The organism is Allomuricauda sp. CP2A (assembly GCF_001683915.1).
Lineage (GTDB): Bacteria > Bacteroidota > Bacteroidia > Flavobacteriales > Flavobacteriaceae > Flagellimonas.
The window spans coordinates 14,137-32,013 of sequence record NZ_LXTT01000076.1; the positions used below are offsets into that span (position 1 = coordinate 14,137).

The window sequence follows — 17,877 nt, forward strand, 5'->3', positions numbered from 1 at the left end:
TTGTTCAATTCAATCAAAAAGGCCTACATTTAATCCAGAAGTAGGCCTTTTCAGCTTATATGCGCAACGTTTTATTCTTTTCGATTTTCCTTGTTCTTTTATCCTCTTGTGCGGTCTCCAAAACACCTCACAAAGAATTTAGGGGCGTATGGATTGCCACAGTGGCCAATATTGACTGGCCCAAAAACCCAAATGATTCGCCTGAGAAAAAAAAGGAGGACTTTATTGCTATTCTGAACTTTTATCAAAAGTTGAACTTCAATGCGGCCATAGTACAGGTGCGAACCGCTGGTGATGCCTTCTACAAAACCGAATTGGCGCCTTGGTCCAAATATCTTTCTGGTAAAGAAGGTGCGGCACCCCAAGGATTTGATGACCCATTGCAATGGATGATTCAGGAAACCCATAAACGCGGTATGGAATTCCATGCTTGGCTCAATCCCTACCGAGCCACTTTTGATTTGGATACCCTGGCCCTCTCCAAAGAGCATGATTTTTACCAACATCCTGATTGGATGGTCAAATACGGTAAAAAATATTACTACAACCCCGGAATACCTGCGGTTCAGGAAAAATTTGCCAAAGTTGTGGAGGAATTGGTCACCCGCTATGAGCTGGATGCCATCCATTTTGATGATTATTTCTATCCCTATAAACTGGAAGGCGAAGCATTCAATGATTCCATAACCTTCCAAACCTACGGTTTGCCCAATCAATCCGTGGAGAATTGGCGACGTAGCAATGTAGACTCTTTGGTGAAAAACGTACACCACACCATCAAGAAAAATAAGCCATGGGTGCAATTTGGCATCAGTCCGTTTGGGGTTTGGAAAAACAAAAGCACCGACCCCATGGGTTCCGATACCCGTGCCGGCCAGACCACGTATGAAGATTTATATGCCGACCCCGTACTCTGGGTAAAAGAAGGCTGGTTGGACTATTTGGCACCCCAAGCCTATTGGAGCATGGACTATCCCCCAGCTTCCCACAAAGCCGTAGGCTCTTGGTGGAACAACGCCACGCCCAATACCAATCTATACCTTGGAAACGGAGCCTACAAGATTAAAAACAACAGTGACAAGGCTTGGGAGAGAAAGAATGAGATTCCTAAACAGTTGACTTTTGCTAGGGAACAGGGAAATATTGATGGCAATATCTTTTTCAGTGCCAAATCACTTATTGGTCAGCATGAAAACGTGACCAAAACCCTAAAGAAGAAGTTTTATCGGCTTCCAGCAGAAAATCCAACAACACTGAACAAAAATCCAAGATCAATTCAACTGCCCGGTATTGAATCAATCGAAAAGAAAAACGAGATGTTAAACATCTGCATCTCACATACCGATTCCGTTCCCAGATTTCTGAATTACTATCAACTGAATGGCAACGGAAAACAACTCATTGGAAAGAATTATCTTTCCGAAAGCGAAAATTCTGGGTGTTTTCAACTCAAATTGACCAAAAAACAACAAAGAAGCGAGGTGGGCATTTCTATATCAGATGCATACGGTAATGAAACTGCAACACTACCTTTGAATTTTTAAAATCACGCAAATGAGTGTCGCACCAAAAGACAAAAATGCCTGGCTATGGATTCCCTTCCTTTATTTCACCCAAGGAATTCCCTATATTTTGGTGGTCACTGTATCCGTAATCATGTACAAACGACTTGGAATTGGCAATGCTGAAATAGGACTCTACACCAGCTGGCTATACCTTCCGTGGGTGCTAAAACCACTTTGGAGCCCCATTGTGGATTTGAACGGCACCAAACGCAAATGGTTTTTGGCCATGCAATTGGTCATCGCATTGGCATTTTTGGGCATAGGCATTTTTGTTCCCTCCAACTCGTTTTTCATCATTACCCTGGCCTTCTTTTGGATGGCTGCCTTTGCATCGGCCACCAATGATATTGCTTCGGATGGATATTATATGATTGGGCTTACCCAAAAAAAACAATCCTTTTTTATTGGGCTACGGAGTACTTTTTACCGACTGGCCATGGTGACCGGTCAAGGACTTTTGGTGATTTTTGCCGGATTTTTGGAAAACAAATATGGAGACAATACCAAAGCATGGTCCTTAACCATGGTAAGCGCCGCCGCACTTATGCTCCTGTTGACCATTGCCAACTTTTTCAGTACGCCCAAATTTGAAACCGCTCAAAAGGAACTGACGGAAAAACCAGTCAGTTTTTTGGAAGTTTTTGCATCATTCTTCAAAAAAAACCAAATAGGAATTGCGCTGCTGTTCATCCTAACCTATCGTTTGGGCGAATCACAACTGGTAAAAATGGCCTCTCCTTTTCTGTTGGACAAATTGGAAGTGGGCGGCCTGGCGTATTCCACCGAAGCAGTGGGTACAATCTATGGAACCGTCGGCATAATTATGCTTTCCCTTGGAGGAATTGTCGGCGGCATCTTGATATCTCGGGACGGGCTAAAAAAATGGATGCTGCCCATGCTCCTCGCCCTTAATTTACCAAACGCATTGTACGCTCTATTGGCTGTGACACAAACCACCAGCATCTATGCCGTAACAGGGACAGTGGTATTGGAACAATTTGGTTATGGATTTGGGTTCACTGCCTTTATGATGTACCTTATCTATATTGCCGAAGGCATTTCAAAAACATCACATTATGCCATAGCCACTGGGTTTATGGCGCTGGGCATGATGCTACCTGGAATGGTCAGTGGATACATTCAAGAATGGTTGGGGTACGATGGTTTCTTTATCTGGGTGGTGATAGCTGCCCTACCTGCCTTTTTGGTGCTCAAATTCCTAAAGTATCCCGCCGACTTCGGCAAAAAGACAAATGAATCAAATGTCTAAAGAAATTGTTCCGTATTCCATATCACAAAAAGAACTGAGCCTCCAAGAAAAGGTTGGGCAATTGTTCATGCTGGCTGCTTTTATTAACGACACCGAAGCGGCAGTTCAAAAAACGGAACAATTGATTCGTGAACATCATATAGGAGCACTCTGCTTTTTTCACAGCAGAGCCAGTGCCGCCACCAATTTTGAGGGCAAAAAAGCGGTTGTTCACAATGAAAACAGCTATGACCGCTTAAAACAGCTCATTGCACGTTATCAAAAAGCGGCTAAATATCCACTATTGATGGCGATGGATGCCGAGTGGGGCCTTGCCATGCGAATTGAAAACACCCCACAATACCCCTATGCCATTACATTGGGAGCTCTCCAGAACAACAGTGATCTTATTTTTGAGGTGGGACAACGAATAGGATTGGATTGTAGGGAAGCGGGAATCCATTGGAACCTTGCCCCTGTGGTGGACATTAACAGTAACCCAGAAAATCCAGTGATCGGGTATCGTTCATTCGGTGACAACAAAAAAAGTGTGCTTTCCAAAGCGGAAGCCTATTTAAAAGGAATGGAAAGTTCGGGAACCTTAAATTCCATTAAACATTTTCCTGGGCATGGCGATACGGCCACTGATTCCCATTTGGGGCTTCCTGTTATCGATAAATCTATGGAGGAGCTAAGGCAAAATGAACTGTATCCTTTCCAAGAGTTGATCAAAAAAGGGGGCGATTCCGTCATGGTGGGGCATTTATTGTTGCCGCAATTGGATGATACGGAACCATCCACCACCTCATCAAAAATCATTACGGGCCTGCTTCGGAATGAAATGGGTTTTGAAGGTGTGATCATTTCCGATGCCCTGAACATGCACGCCGTTTCCAAAAAATATCTTGAAAAGGGAAAACTGGAAGCCGCAGCTTTTACTGCGGGAATGGACATGCTCTGTTTTAGTGAGCATGTAGCCGAAGGCATTGAACGTATTTTGAACAGTGCCCCTGAAAACAGAATTGAGGAAAGTTTCAAACGAATATGGCAGCTTAAAGAAAAAGTTTTCATGAATAAAGCTCCCCGAGTGAATGAGGCTGAAAATCCCTCAGACTTGAACAGAACAATTGCTCAAAATACATTAACCGAGCTTTTTGGTAATCCTGAAAAAAAGGATGAAATCAAAAACGCTACTTTTTTGAACCTTTCTTTTGCCCCAAATAACAACAATATTTTTTCCAAAAAACTGGAAGATGATTATCAACAAAGAGCATGGGAATTGTCTTCCCAAATGGCAGAAATAAAACTTGGACTGGGCAAGCATCAAAATGTCGTGCTGGCCATTTTTCCACCCACGATGAAGCCTAAAAATCAGTTTGGCCTTGATTCGGTTTTGTTGGATTTCATGCAAAAGCTGATAGCGGAAAAAAATGTGTTGGTCTACCTTTTTGGAAATCCCTATGTTTTGGATATTTTGGGATTGCAATCAAACTCAAATGCGGTAGTGGCCTATCAAGATTTTGTGGAATTTCAAGAAGAGGCCATTTGTCATTTTAAAGGAGAAATGACTGCCACAGGGAAACTACCCATTACACTAAAAACCTTTCAGCCATGAACACAAGTGTTTATAAAGTATTGGGATTGATGTCCGGCACCTCCTTGGATGGACTGGATATGGCCTATTGCCATCTTTGGGAAGAAAAAGGCCGTTGGCAATTCTCCATTGAGCATACCAAGGAAATTCCCTATGCTGATGCGATGCGGAATTATCTGAAAAATGCCATTTATCTTTCGGAAAAGGACCATGCCCAACTCCACAAGGACTATGGCAAATGGTTGGGAGAACAAGCTAAGATTTTTATTGAAGAGAGTAGTATTGAAGTTGATTTTATCGCGAGCCATGGACATACTTCCCACCATCGACCCGAAGAGGGCATCACCTTTCAGTTGGGAGACGGACAACTTTTGTCCAACGCAAGTGGCAAACAGGTCGTGTGCGATTTTAGGACCAAAGATGTTGGCCTGGGGGGACAAGGTGCGCCTTTGGTCCCGATTGGAGACCGACTTTTGTTCCATGACTATGATTTCTGCCTGAATTTGGGGGGAATCAGTAATATTTCCTTTGAAAAAAATGGTGAACGGATTGCCTATGATATTGGAATGGCCAACATGCCTTTGAATCATATCACCCACAAAATGGGATTGGATTATGATGAAAACGGAAAGCTGGCCCGAAGCGGGAAATTGGACGATGACTTGTTGAAAAAACTCAACCAACTTGAATATTATCGACTACCCTATCCCAAATCCACAGGATATGAATGGTTTACTGGAAAAATTGTTCCATTGATTGAAGCTTCCAACAGTTCAGAAATCGATTTGCTAAATACTTTTATCCACCATAACTGTGAACAGATTGCTTTGAGTATCCACAAGCACCAAAACAAATCAAAAAGCAAATTATTGGTCACGGGTGGTGGGGCTCTTAACCAATTCTTTATGGATGTGCTCCAAGAAAAACTAGGATTCGATACCGAAGTGGTTGTTCCCAACAAAACATTGATTGCCTATAAGGAAGCCTTGGTTTTTGCTTTAATGGGCGTGCTTCGGTTGAAGGGCATTACCAATGTTTTGAAATCTGTTACCGGAGCACGAGAGGATTCCTGTAGTGGCGAAGTCCATTTTCCGGAAACCGGTTAAGCTGTTGCCAATCGATTAGGTCTTTTCACCATCATCAAAATAATGAGGGAAAACAAGCCACAAATACCCAACCCAACAAAAAGGGGCCAAACACTGTGTTCCACAAATTCACCAATGAAGGTTGCAATGGGAATGGCAACTATCGTTGAAACACATCCATTGATGGCTGCGCCTATTCCAGCAATATGACCGATGGGTTCCATAGCAATGGAACGGAAATTTCCCCACATAAAGCCCAAACAAAAGAACTGTGCCGAAAGAAATGGCACCAATACAAAAATGCTGGGATTTGGGGAGTTCAGGAACAAAATGGTATACATCAATCCAATGATGGTAAACGCCAAAGTGGCCATCCATGACAATTTTCGCATACCAAAACGCATCACCAAAGTCCCATTTAGGAATGTGGACAGGCCTATGGAAATGGCCAATCCCGCAAAAATGTATGGGAAGACCTCTTTCATGCTATAGATATCTTCAAAAATATGCTGGGCCGAACTTAGATAAACCAAAAAAGCCCCGGTCACCAAGCCCGAGACAATGGTAAAAGCAACCGTTTCCCTATACTTTATAAATTCCTTCAACCCATCGATGAAAACGTGACTTGAAAAGGGAATTTTATACTCAGGGTGCAAGGTTTCAGGCTGTCTTTTCCAAAACCATACCGCTATGATCAGTGCAAAAATGAGCTGTGCATAAAAAATAGCTTCCCATCCAAAGCCATCCAGAATGACTTTCCCGATAGCCGGTGCCACCACGGGCACCAAAATAAAAAAGGCTACCACAAAAGACATGATTTTGGCCATGTAATCACCCACATACGTGTCCCGAATAATGGAAATTGCCATGGTTCTCGGGGCGGAAAGTCCAATTCCCTGCAAGATCCTTCCAACAATCATTATCACTAATGATGGCGCAAACAAACAAATCAAACTTCCTATCAAGAAAAGGCCAAAACCTATATAAACAATGGGTTTTCTTCCATAACAATCGGAAAGAGGCCCAAAGAACAACTGCCCCAAACCAAGTCCTAAGAAAATCATGGTCACCAGCAGTTGGTTATCGGTAGAATCCAAGCTGTTTATGGCCACGCCAATATTGGAAATGGCGGGCAAAAGGGCATCAATGGCCAACGCTACGATGGACATCAAAGCGGCCATAAGCGCAATAAATTCGAAGTTGGGTTTCTGATTTTCTTTTTGCATGGCGCAAAATTAGGCATACCCTATAGATCGGTAAAGCTTTTAAGAAAGTATTAATGTTATGTTCAAATAGGTTTTCTTTATTGTTCTTTTTTTAGCTTGGATGTCAGGTCGAGCGCAATCGAGACCTATACCACAACATCTTCATTAAACATAGTGTCAGGTCGAGCGCAGTCGAGACCTCAATCTTGGTCAGGATTATACTTATAATGCGAAGCATTTCTGCATTCAGCCAAAATCTGCAATAAATCAACATCTCCTTTTGACAATGCTATTTTCTTTTTGGCACTCCATTTCTTTATCTTCTTTTCAAAGGAAATAGCTTGAAGCACATCATTGAATTCTTGCTGGAATACAAGTTCAACTGGCCTTCTGCGATAGGTGAAAGCATTTTTGCTCAACCCATTTTGATGTTCATTGATTCTACGGGCAACATTGTCCGTGATTCCCGTATAGGTCAACCCATCGGAACATAATAAAATGTATACGTAGTATAATTTCATGGTTAAAGAGGTCTCGACTGCCTGCCCGTCCAGCAGGCGGGCGCTCGACCTGACAACTTCTGTAGCCTACAATAAACTTACAACGGAATATTCCCATGCTTCCGTTTGGGAGGCTCCACATGCTTCTTCTCCAGCATGGCAAAGGCCTTGAGTAATTTTCGCCGGGTGTTCTTGGGCAAAATCACCTCATCAATAAAACCACGTTGGGCCGCACGATACGGATTGGCGAACTTTTCTGCGTACTCGGCTTCTTTTTCTTTCAATTTGGCCTCAGGGTCTTCCGCAGCGGCTATTTCCCGCCTGAAAATGATCTCACTGGCTCCTTTGGCGCCCATTACCGCAATTTCGCCAGATGGCCATGCAAAGTTGAAATCGGCACCAATGTGCTTGGAGTTCATCACATCATACGCACCTCCATAGGCTTTTCGGGTAATGACCGTTACGCGGGGTACTGTAGCTTCACTCAATGCATACAGCAATTTTGCACCATGCATAATGATACCACTCCACTCTTGATCGGTACCGGGCAAAAATCCGGGAACATCCACCAAGACCAACAACGGAATATTGAAAGCATCACAAAATCGGGTAAAACGAGCAGCCTTTCGGGAACTATTTACGTCTAAAACCCCGGCAAGGAACATAGGTTGATTGGCTATAATGCCAATGCTCCGCCCCCCCAATCGGGCGAAGCCCACAATGATGTTTTCAGCGTAGTCCTTGTGAATCTCATAGAACGAATCCGAATCAATAATCCCATTGATCACATCGTGCATGTCATAGGGCTTATTGGGGTTGTCGGGAACGACAGAGGACAATTCTTCCCGAAGTTCCTCTCCCAATTCATAGTCTTGAATCGGAGGAAGTTCAGTGTTGTTTTGGGGTAGATATTCCATCAATTTTTTGATGTCGTCCAAACAAGCGGCATCATTTGACGAGGTTTTGTGGGCCACTCCAGATTTAACGGCATGTGCACTGGCACCCCCCAATTCTTCCGAAGTCACCTCCTCATTCGTCACGGTTTTTACCACATTGGGCCCAGTCACGAACATATAGCTGGTCTCTTCCACCATAATGATAAAATCCGTCATGGCTGGGGAGTACACAGCCCCACCGGCACAGGGCCCCATCACCGCGGATATTTGCGGAATGACTCCAGAGGCCTGCACGTTCCTGTAAAAAATATCAGCATAACCGCCAAGGGATCTCACCCCTTCCTGAATCCGTGCACCACCGGAATCGTTCAACCCAATGATGGGTGCTCCGACCTTCATGGCCAAGTCCATCACCTTACAGATTTTCTCGGCATGGGTTTCGGATAAGGCTCCACCAAAAACCGTAAAATCCTGCGCATACACATACACCAACCTGCCGTTGATGGTTCCGTAGCCAGTGACCACGCCATCCCCATAATAGATTTCCTTGTCCATACCAAAATCCGTGGTACGGTGGGTCACCAAAATGCCCATTTCCTCAAACGAACCTTCATCCAAGAGATAGTGGATGCGTTCCCTTGCGGTAAGTTTTTTCTTTTGATGCTGTTTGTCTATCCGCTTTTCCCCACCACCCAAACGGGCCTGGGCCATTTTTTCTTCCAGTGCTTTTATTTTGGGGTCCATTGAACTCAATTTATTGGGATTTGAATTGTTTTCTTGTCTTCTAGGTATTGGTAAAGGGCAACCAAAGCCGCTATCTCTGCTTCCTTGGCATTGTTTTGATGGATTTTTTCCGGGGAATACTGATTCTTCACAAAATGCGTGTCAAAATTCCCGGACCTAAAGGCTTCGTGTGCAAAAACATAACTTCCAAAGGGCAAGGTGGTCTGCACGCCTTTCACCTTATAATTTTGAATGGCCTCCAACATCAACGCTATAGCTTCCTCCCGGGTTTTACCGTAGGTAATCAATTTGGAAAGCATGGGGTCGTAATAAATGGGAATGTCCATTCCCTCCCGAAAACCGTTATCGACCCGTATACCCTCTCCAACGGGTAATTGATAGGTTTCCAAAGTGCCCACACTGGGCAAAAAATCGTTCAAGGGGTCCTCTGCATAGACCCGAAGTTCCACAGCATGTCCTTGAATCTTTAAATCTTCCTGCCGCATGGGAAGTTCTTCTCCCCGTGCCACCCGTATCTGCAATTCTACCAAATCGACTCCTGTAATCAGCTCGGTAACGGGATGTTCCACCTGCAAGCGGGTATTCATTTCCAGAAAATAAAAGTTATGGTCGGCATCCAATAAAAATTCAACCGTACCGGCTCCCACATATTCACAAGCTTGGGCCACTTTAACGGCAGCAATACCCATTTCTTCCCGAAGCTCCGGGCTAAGAATGGATGAAGGTGCTTCTTCCACCACTTTTTGGTGGCGTCTTTGGATGCTACACTCCCGTTCAAAAAAATGGAGCACGTTGCCATGGGTGTCGGCCATGACCTGCACCTCGATGTGTCGTGGTGAAGTCACATATTTTTCCACAAAAACAGAACCGTCGCCAAAGGCTGAAGTAGCCTCACTGATGGCGCGTTTCATGCCAGATTCCAAATCCTGTTCTTTTTCTACAATCCGCATACCCTTTCCACCACCACCTGCTGATGCCTTGATCAAAATGGGATAACCTACCTCCTTTGCAATTTCATGGGCCTTGGCTACATCGGTAATGGCCTCATCGATTCCGGGGACCATGGGAATGTTATACTTTTTAACCGCTTCCTTGGCGGCCAATTTGCTTCCCATAATACGAATGGCTTTGGATTTTGGCCCGATGAACGTCAATCCATTTTTTTCAACCGCTTCCGCAAAATCAGCATTTTCACTCAGGAAACCGTAGCCGGGATGGATGCCATCCACATTGAGCTTTTTGGCCACTTCAATGATTTTGTCCCCTTTTAAATAGGATTGATTGGAAGGTGCGGGGCCGATACAAACAGCTTCATCGGCAAATAGTACGTGGGGTGCATTTCGGTCCACTTCAGAAAAAACAGCAACAGTACGGATACCCATTTTTTTGGCGGTTTTCATAACACGAACCGCAATTTCTCCCCGGTTGGCTATCAATATTTTTTTCATGGTGTTTTTATTGAAATTCAATCAAAAGCTGTTTTTTGTCCACTGCATCACCTTGGTTTACGGTAATTTTTTTGATGACCCCATTTCTTGGCGAGGTAATGATATTTTCCATTTTCATGGCCTCCAAGACCAAAAGCTGCTCATCTTCCTTCACTTCTTGACCTTCTTCCACTGAAATATCCAGAATCAATCCCGGCATGGGAGCGGAAATGGAATCAATGTTCTTGGCCCCATTGGTGGCAAATCCCATTTTCTGGATAAGTTCATCCAAAGGGGTTTGAATGGAGACCTCATGTTCGTTCCCATTGATGCTTATCGTATACAATCCTTTGTTAAAATCCGAAGAAACAATCTGAACAAGATAGGACGTGCCCTCTTTCAACACATGAAAACTGTCCTTGCCGGATTTGATAACATCCAACGTGGAAATAGCATCTGTGGAGAGCGGAAAATCAAAGTTGCCATCAACCTTGACCGTATATGAATTATCCATAAAAAGTTGCCATTGGTTAGCTAGATAAATATAAGGTTAATGATCAAACCTTCACAAAGCTACTGCCATTAACTTTCAGGGTTTATGATAAGTGCCATTCCTTTTGATTGGAATCAGTGCCAACTAAGCAAAAGCGATTGATGGCAAATCTTCTCAAATGCTTACTTTTGGGATTAAATTAATCAGTATGCTGATCCTAGGGATAGCGGGTGGCACAGGGTGTGGAAAAACCACGGTTGTCAACCAAATTGTGGACCAATTGCCGGAGAACGAAGTAGGTGTGATCTCCCAAGATTCCTATTACAACGATCTTTCATATCTGCCCCGGGAAGAGCGGGGCAAAATCAATTTTGACCACCCCAACTCCATAGATTTTGACCTTTTGATCTCGCATTTGGAACAATTAAGGAATGGAAAAACCGTGGATATACCCAAATATTCCTTTGTTGAAGAAACCCGTTTGGAAGAAACCATCCCCACACCACCCAGAAAGGTCATGATCGTGGAAGGGATTTTGGTATTGGGCAATCCGCAGTTGCGGGATATGTTCGACATTAAAATATTTGTACATGCCGATTCGGACGAACGATTGATCAGAAGGTTGCAACGCGACATTCGGGAGCGGGGCCACGATCTGGAAAAAGTATTGACCCGCTACCAAACTGCCGTTAAGCCCATGCACGAGCAGTTTATTGAGCCATCAAAGGAATTTGCCGACATCATCATCCCCAACAATCACTACAATACGGTTGCCGTGGATATTGTACGGACCATCATCAACAATAAATTGGTGTAGGTATGGGTCTGAAGGAATTGAGAAAGAAAAAGTGGTTCAAGATCATGACCAATACGTATATTTTGGTCCTGACCATTTTTGTCATTTGGATGGCCTTTTTTGATACAAATTCACTACTGATCCATCTGGAACTCCGAAGAGAGATCAAAAAGCTTGAAGAACAGAAAGAATTTTTGAAAAGCGAGATTGAAAAGGACAAAAAAGTACTGGAAACCTTGTCCGATGAAGAAGAACTTGAAAAATTCGCCCGAGAAAGGTATTATATGAAAAAGGAGAATGAAGAGATTTTCCTCATTGAATATGAAGACAGTTTAAAAAACAAGGAAGATGAGTAATATCGGTTTGTTTGACGAGTTTTCCCCAGTTACCGCAAAACAGTGGAAACAAAAGATTCAATTTGACCTAAAAGGTGCAGATTACAATGACACCTTGGTCTGGGAATCCTTGGAGGGCATCAAGACAAAGCCGTTTTACCATTCCGAGGATTTGGAAGGACTAAAAACCTCCCATCTTCCTAAAAACCATGGTTGGAACATTGCGCAGGGCATTTACGCTGCTGATGCGGGAAAAGCCAACATCAAAGCTCTGGATGTCCTAAAAAAAGGGGTGGAAAGCTTGGTTTTTACCATTCCCAACGAGAAAACCGACTTCGCCAAGCTACTGAATGGGATTGATCTGGAAAACACCCCACTTCACTTCAATTTTCAGTTTTTGGCTGTGGAACCCATCAAAAAACTGTTGGCTTATCTTGGTGATAAGACCTGTCAGGTTCACCTCAATATTGACCTAATCGGAAATCTGGCCCGTAGTGGAAATTGGTTCCATACGTTGGAGAAAGACCATGCTGTTTTGGAAGAAATCAATGCGATTACTTCTCAAAAAACCAGTATCGGCACCATTGGCGTGGACCTATCCCTCTACCAAAACGCTGGTGCCAATAAGGTGCAACAATTGGCCTATGGACTTGCCCAAGCCAACGAATACTTGAATCATTTTGTCACTTCGAGCGCCCGCCTGCTGGACAGGCAGGCAGTCGAGAAGTTCCCAATCACCTTTAAAGTGGCCGTTGGAGGAAACTATTTCTTTGAAATAGCCAAATTGAGGGCCTTACGTTGGCTTTGGAACAGTTTGGCACAAGAGTATGGCATTGAAAGTGACTGCCATATCCTTGCCATGCCTACTAAACGGAACAAAACGGTGTATGATTACAACGTAAACTTGCTCCGAACCACTTCAGAATGTATGTCGGCCATTTTGGGAGGAGCGGACACCGTTTGCAATCTTCCGTATGATGCCATCTACCACAAAGACAATGAATTTGGGGAGCGTATTGCACGAAATCAATTGTTGCTGTTGAAGGAGGAAAGCTATTTTAAGGAGGCTTCCCAAATTTCCGAAGGAACCTATTGCATCGAATCACTCACGGAGCAATTGGCGGAAAAGGCACTGAACCTTTTCAAACAAGTGGAAAAATCGGGAGGATTTTTGGATGCCCTGAAAAAGGGAACCATCCAACAAAAAATCAAGGAAAGTGCAGCAAAAGAGCAGCAACTTTTTGATGAGGGCAAAATGGTGCTGTTGGGCACCAACAAGTATCAGAATCCGCAGGACAGAATGAAAGATGATCTGGAACTCTATCCTTTTGTAAAGACCCAGCCCAGAAAAACTTTGCTAGAACCCATTATCGAAAAGAGATTGGCTGAAACATTGGAACAAAAAAGACTGAACGATGAGTAGAAAAGACCTTCAACAAATGGAATTGAGTTCAGAGTTCAGAGTTCAGAGTTCAGAGTCCAAAAATACTGATTACTCATCACTCATAACTCATAACTTTCGCTACGCCAATTTTGCCGCAGGTATTCCTCCCTTTCTCCGGGGCCCCTACTCCACCATGTACGTCCGCAGACCTTGGACCATTCGCCAATACGCCGGATTCTCCACTGCCGAGGAAAGTAATGCCTTTTACCGAAGAAATCTGGAAGCGGGACAAAAAGGGCTTTCCGTGGCTTTTGACCTTCCCACCCACCGGGGTTATGATTCTGACAATGAACGTGTTGTGGGCGATGTGGGCAAGGCCGGGGTCGCCATAGATTCTGTAGAGGACATGAAAATTTTGTTCGATGGTATTCCATTGGACCACATGTCCGTTTCCATGACCATGAACGGAGCGGTTATTCCCATTATGGCTTTTTATATTGTGGCTGCCGAAGAGCAAGGGGTTTCCATGGAACAACTCTCGGGCACCATTCAGAATGATATTTTAAAGGAATTTATGGTGCGGAACACCTATATCTATCCGCCTAGCCCTTCCATGCAAATCGTTGCCGACATTTTTGAGTTTGCCAGCCAACACATGCCCCGATTCAACAGCATCAGTATTTCGGGGTACCACATGCACGAAGCAGGCGCCCCTGCTGCCATGGAATTGGCCTATACCTTGGCCGATGGCATTGAATATATTCGAACCGGAATCAAAGCTGGGTTAAAAATCGATGAATTTGCCCCACGGCTATCCTTTTTCTGGGGTATTGGGATGAACCATTTTACCGAAATTGCCAAAATGCGTGCCGGACGGATGCTTTGGGCCAAGTTGGTGAAGCAGTTCAACCCAAAAAATGAAAAATCATTGATGCTCCGTACCCACAGCCAGACCAGCGGTTGGAGTTTAACGGAGCAAGACCCCTTCAACAATGTCGCTCGGACCACCATTGAAGCTATGGCTGCAGTTTTTGGTGGAACCCAAAGTTTGCATACCAATGCTTTGGATGAAGCCATTGCACTGCCCACGGATTTTTCAGCTCGAATTGCCCGGAACACCCAAATTTATCTACAGCAAGAAACCCATATCACCAAAACGGTGGATCCTTGGGCTGGAAGCCACGTAGTGGAAAAACTCACCCAAGAAATTGCCGAAGAAGCTTGGAAATTGATTGAAGAAGTGGAAAAACTCGGCGGAATGACCAAGGCCATCGAGAAAGGCATTCCCAAAATGCGGATTGAGGAAGCCGCCGCCAAAAAACAGGCTCGCATTGATAGCAGTCAAGATGTAATTGTTGGCGTGAACAAATATCGATTGGACCATGAGGACGACCTTCAGATTTTGGAGGTGGACAATGCGAAAGTCCGTCAGCAACAAATGGCTCGTCTTGACCAAATCCGAAGCAGCAGGGATTCCAAAGCTGTGGAAAAAGCACTTGAAGAAATCCGCATCGCTGCCAAAAAAGCCATTCAGAATGAAACCAACCGTGGAAATTTGTTAGCTTTAGCGGTACAAGCAGCCAAAGCACGTGCTACTTTAGGTGAAATCAGCGATGCCATGGAAAGTGCCTTTGGTCGTTATAAAGCCAAAATCCAATCCTTTACCGGAGTGTATTCCAAAGAGATCAAAAACGACGAAAGTTTTAAAAGGGCCCAAAAAATGGCCGATGAATTTGCCCTGCAAGAAGGTCGAAGGCCCCGAATCATGGTCGCCAAAATGGGACAGGATGGGCATGATCGTGGTGCCAAAGTTGTGGCCACGGGCTATGCCGACCTTGGTTTTGATGTGGACATAGGCCCCTTGTTCCAAACCCCTGCCGAAGTGGCCAAACAAGCCGTGGAAAACGATGTGCACATCCTGGGCATTTCATCTTTGGCCGGAGGGCATAAAACCTTGGTTCCTGAAGTAATTCAAGAATTGAAAAAACAGGGCCGTGAAGACATTATGATCATTGTGGGAGGCGTTATCCCAAAACAGGACTACAAACACCTTTTGGAACATGGTGCGGTGGCTGTTTTTGGGCCCGGTAGCAAGATCAGTGATGCCGCCATTGAAATCTTAAAGATTTTGATGGATTGAACACCCATAACGATCTAATAAATATAACTTTAACTTTCTTTAACGCAGATTGCCCCAGTTATTCACCCCCTGTTAACAAAATACATTTTTTGGCATCCTAAATAATCGTATTTTTAGCACCTAACTTACTATGAAATGGGCAAGATTATTGCTATTGCAAACCAAAAGGGCGGTGTTGGTAAAACAACCACTACGGTAAACCTTGCAGCCTCCCTTGGTGTTTTGGAAAAGAAAGTGTTGCTGATTGATGCCGACCCCCAGGCCAATGCCACTTCCGGTTTAGGAATTGATGTGGATTCTGTGGAACAGGGCACCTACCAGCTTTTGGAACACACCATGCGTGTGGAAGATGTTATCATCCAGACCGATTCCCCCAATGTGGATTTGGTCCCGGCGCACATTGACCTTGTGGCCATCGAGATTGAATTGGTGGACAAGGACAACAGGGAATATATGATGAAAGAAGCCCTTAAGGGCTTAGGGGATCGGTACGATTTTGTACTGATTGATTGCGCCCCATCTTTGGGATTGCTTACCCTGAACGCACTTACCGCAGCAGATTCAGTGATGATTCCCATTCAATGTGAATACTTTGCGCTTGAAGGTCTCGGCAAATTGTTGAACACCGTAAAAAGCGTACAGAAAATACACAACAACGATTTGGATATTGAAGGCATGTTGCTGACGATGTACGATTCAAGATTGCGACTTTCCAACCAAGTCGTGGAAGAAGTGAAGAAACACTTTGCCGATATGGTGTTCGACACCATCATCCAAAGAAATGTTAGGCTGAGTGAGGCACCAAGTTATGGAGAGAGCATCATTAAGTACGATGCCAGCAGTAAAGGAGCCTCCAATTACCTTAACTTGGCCAATGAAATTTTAAAGAAAAACAAGGAGAAAGTTTAGATGGCGAAAGCAACCAAAAAACAGGCTTTGGGAAGAGGCCTGTCCGCTCTATTAAAAGACCCCGAGAACGATATTCAATCCGTTTCGGACAAAAATGCGGACCAGGTCATTGGGAATGTGGTGGAACTGGATATTGATTCCATTGAAACCAATCCTTTTCAGCCGCGTTCCAATTTCAATGATGAGGCCCTCGAAGAATTGGCCAGTTCCATCCGGGAATTGGGCATCATTCAGCCCATAACCGTTCGTAAACTCGATTTCAACAAGTTTCAACTGGTGTCTGGGGAACGAAGGTTCCGTGCTTCCAAATTGGTGGGCCTGGAAACCATTCCTGCCTACATTCGAATCGCCAACGACCAAGAATCCTTGGAAATGGCTTTGGTGGAGAATATTCAACGCCAAGATTTGGATCCCATTGAAATAGCGCTTTCCTACCAGCGACTTATTGATGAAATCCAGATTACCCAAGAAAAACTGAGTGACCGGGTGGGGAAAAAACGCTCCACCATCACCAATTATCTCCGATTGTTGAAATTGGACCCCATCATCCAAACCGGAATGCGGGATGGCTTTATCAGCATGGGACACGGACGGGCCCTTATCAATATCGATAAGAAGAAAGAACAGATCTCCGTTTACGAAAAGGTCGTTTCAGATGGTCTTTCCGTGAGGGAAACAGAACAATTGGTTAAAGCCTTAAAAGAGCCAAAAAGTGAATCTGGTTCTGGAAAAAAGGAGGCCAAAAAAGTCCCAAGCTTTGTCACAAAAGGGGTCGATGCCCTGAAAGAACATCTTTCCGCAAAAGTGGACATTACCGCTTCCCCAAACGGAAAAGGCAAAATTGTGATTCCTTTTCACTCCGAAGAGGAATTCCAGCGTATCAAAAAAATAGTGACAGGTGAATAAAAACCTTTTCTTGTTGTTCTTTTTTTTGCTGTTTCTTCAGGTTGGCCTTTCCCAAGAGGATGACGAAAAAGAAGAAGAGGCACAACCCCAACCCACAGCAGTGGATTCCTTGGCGCAAAATCTGGAAGGTGAAGGTATCACCGTTCAGGAGGTCACCTTTGAAAAGAAAAGAATCAACCCATTGGCTCCCAGTAAGGCCGCTTTCTACTCTGCAATACTTCCCGGGTTGGGTCAAATCTACAATAAACGCTATTGGAAAGTTCCCATTGTTTATGGTGCAATAGGAACCGGAATCTATGTATATTCCTATAACAACACCCAATATAAGAGTGCCCGAAATGCCTTTAAAAGAAGGCTTGCCGGCTTTGAAGATGATGATTTTTTTGACATTAATGGGGACGGACAAGGCCCGGATGTATCTGATGAGGCCTTGCAAGACGCCCAAGAAAGAACGCAGCGGGACAGGGATTTGGCCTTGGTCATTACCATTGCCATGTACGCTTTAAATATTATTGATGCCAATGTGGATGCGCATCTAAAACAATACAATGTGGACGATAATCTATCGGTTGATTTTAAACCGTATCTGGATTTGAACCCGCTGACCAACCGGCCCAATTACGGAATGGCCCTGGTCGTAAAATTTTAG

16 protein-coding genes are annotated in these 17,877 nt (G+C 44.2%); 11 read left to right on the top strand and 5 right to left on the bottom strand.

Annotation, left to right across the window (positions count from 1 at the left end; genetic code table 11):
- Nucleotides 1-59: 59 nt before the first annotated feature.
- The 4 genes from A7D14_RS09280 to A7D14_RS09295 are packed head-to-tail and all read left to right on the top strand — an operon-like array spanning nt 60 to nt 5,514.
- On the top strand, nt 60-1,544 hold the full coding sequence (locus tag A7D14_RS09280) for a glycoside hydrolase family 10 protein (protein WP_067033171.1): 1,485 nt from the start codon (nt 60-62) through the stop codon (nt 1,542-1,544).
- Nucleotides 1,545-1,554: 10 nt separating this feature from the next.
- A complete protein-coding gene (locus tag A7D14_RS09285; RefSeq protein ID WP_067033174.1) occupies nt 1,555-2,835 on the top strand; it encodes an MFS transporter in 1,281 nt (426 codons plus the stop codon).
- Entirely contained in the window at nt 2,828-4,429 is a 1,602-nt protein-coding gene (locus tag A7D14_RS09290) for a glycoside hydrolase family 3 protein (protein WP_067033177.1), read from the top strand. The genes A7D14_RS09285 and A7D14_RS09290 overlap by 8 nt, the downstream gene beginning before the upstream one ends.
- Complete coding sequence (locus A7D14_RS09295) at nt 4,426-5,514, top strand: anhydro-N-acetylmuramic acid kinase (protein WP_067033182.1); 1,089 nt, start codon at nt 4,426-4,428, stop codon at nt 5,512-5,514. Before A7D14_RS09290 ends, A7D14_RS09295 begins: the two co-directional genes overlap by 4 nt.
- Here the strand turns inward: A7D14_RS09295 and A7D14_RS09300 are convergent.
- From A7D14_RS09300 to A7D14_RS09320, 5 genes are all read right to left on the bottom strand, one after another.
- Entirely contained in the window at nt 5,511-6,719 is a 1,209-nt protein-coding gene (locus A7D14_RS09300) for a multidrug effflux MFS transporter (protein ID WP_067033185.1), read from the bottom strand. The genes A7D14_RS09295 and A7D14_RS09300 overlap by 4 nt on opposite strands.
- Nucleotides 6,720-6,898: 179 nt before the next feature.
- Complete coding sequence (locus A7D14_RS09305) at nt 6,899-7,219, bottom strand: GIY-YIG nuclease family protein (RefSeq protein WP_067033187.1); 321 nt, start codon at nt 7,217-7,219, stop codon at nt 6,899-6,901.
- A gap of 77 nt (nt 7,220-7,296) precedes the next feature.
- Nucleotides 7,297-8,838 carry an acyl-CoA carboxylase subunit beta gene (locus tag A7D14_RS09310; RefSeq protein WP_067033189.1) on the bottom strand — a complete coding sequence of 514 codons (1,542 nt, stop codon included), beginning with the start codon at nt 8,836-8,838 and terminating at the stop codon, nt 7,297-7,299.
- 5 nt (nt 8,839-8,843) lie between these two features.
- Nucleotides 8,844-10,286: an acetyl-CoA carboxylase biotin carboxylase subunit gene (accC, locus tag A7D14_RS09315; protein ID WP_067033526.1), complete on the bottom strand. Its 1,443-nt coding sequence runs from the start codon at nt 10,284-10,286 to the stop codon at nt 8,844-8,846.
- A gap of 7 nt (nt 10,287-10,293) precedes the next feature.
- On the bottom strand, nt 10,294-10,779 hold the full coding sequence (locus tag A7D14_RS09320; RefSeq protein WP_067033193.1) for an acetyl-CoA carboxylase biotin carboxyl carrier protein subunit: 486 nt from the start codon (nt 10,777-10,779) through the stop codon (nt 10,294-10,296).
- Nucleotides 10,780-10,966: 187 nt separating this feature from the next.
- On the opposite strand from A7D14_RS09320, the gene udk reads away from it, so the two are divergent.
- From udk to A7D14_RS09355, 7 genes are all read left to right on the top strand, one after another.
- Complete coding sequence (gene udk / locus A7D14_RS09325; RefSeq protein ID WP_067033197.1) at nt 10,967-11,575, top strand: uridine kinase; 609 nt, start codon at nt 10,967-10,969, stop codon at nt 11,573-11,575.
- A 2-nt stretch (nt 11,576-11,577) separates the two neighbouring features.
- Complete coding sequence (locus tag A7D14_RS09330; protein ID WP_067033206.1) at nt 11,578-11,910, top strand: FtsB family cell division protein; 333 nt, start codon at nt 11,578-11,580, stop codon at nt 11,908-11,910.
- A complete protein-coding gene (locus A7D14_RS09335) occupies nt 11,903-13,312 on the top strand; it encodes a methylmalonyl-CoA mutase subunit beta (protein ID WP_067033214.1) in 1,410 nt (469 codons plus the stop codon). Before A7D14_RS09330 ends, A7D14_RS09335 begins: the two co-directional genes overlap by 8 nt.
- Complete coding sequence (scpA, locus tag A7D14_RS09340; RefSeq protein ID WP_067033225.1) at nt 13,305-15,413, top strand: methylmalonyl-CoA mutase; 2,109 nt, start codon at nt 13,305-13,307, stop codon at nt 15,411-15,413. Before A7D14_RS09335 ends, scpA begins: the two co-directional genes overlap by 8 nt.
- Nucleotides 15,414-15,548: 135 nt before the next feature.
- Complete coding sequence (locus A7D14_RS09345) at nt 15,549-16,322, top strand: ParA family protein (RefSeq protein ID WP_067033231.1); 774 nt, start codon at nt 15,549-15,551, stop codon at nt 16,320-16,322.
- The gene (locus A7D14_RS09350; RefSeq protein WP_067033235.1) at nt 16,323-17,228 is read left to right on the top strand and encodes a ParB/RepB/Spo0J family partition protein; all 906 of its coding nucleotides are present in this window, start codon (nt 16,323-16,325) and stop codon (nt 17,226-17,228) included. It abuts the gene before it with no gap.
- Nucleotides 17,221-17,877: a DUF5683 domain-containing protein gene (locus A7D14_RS09355; RefSeq protein ID WP_067033241.1), complete on the top strand. Its 657-nt coding sequence runs from the start codon at nt 17,221-17,223 to the stop codon at nt 17,875-17,877. Before A7D14_RS09350 ends, A7D14_RS09355 begins: the two co-directional genes overlap by 8 nt.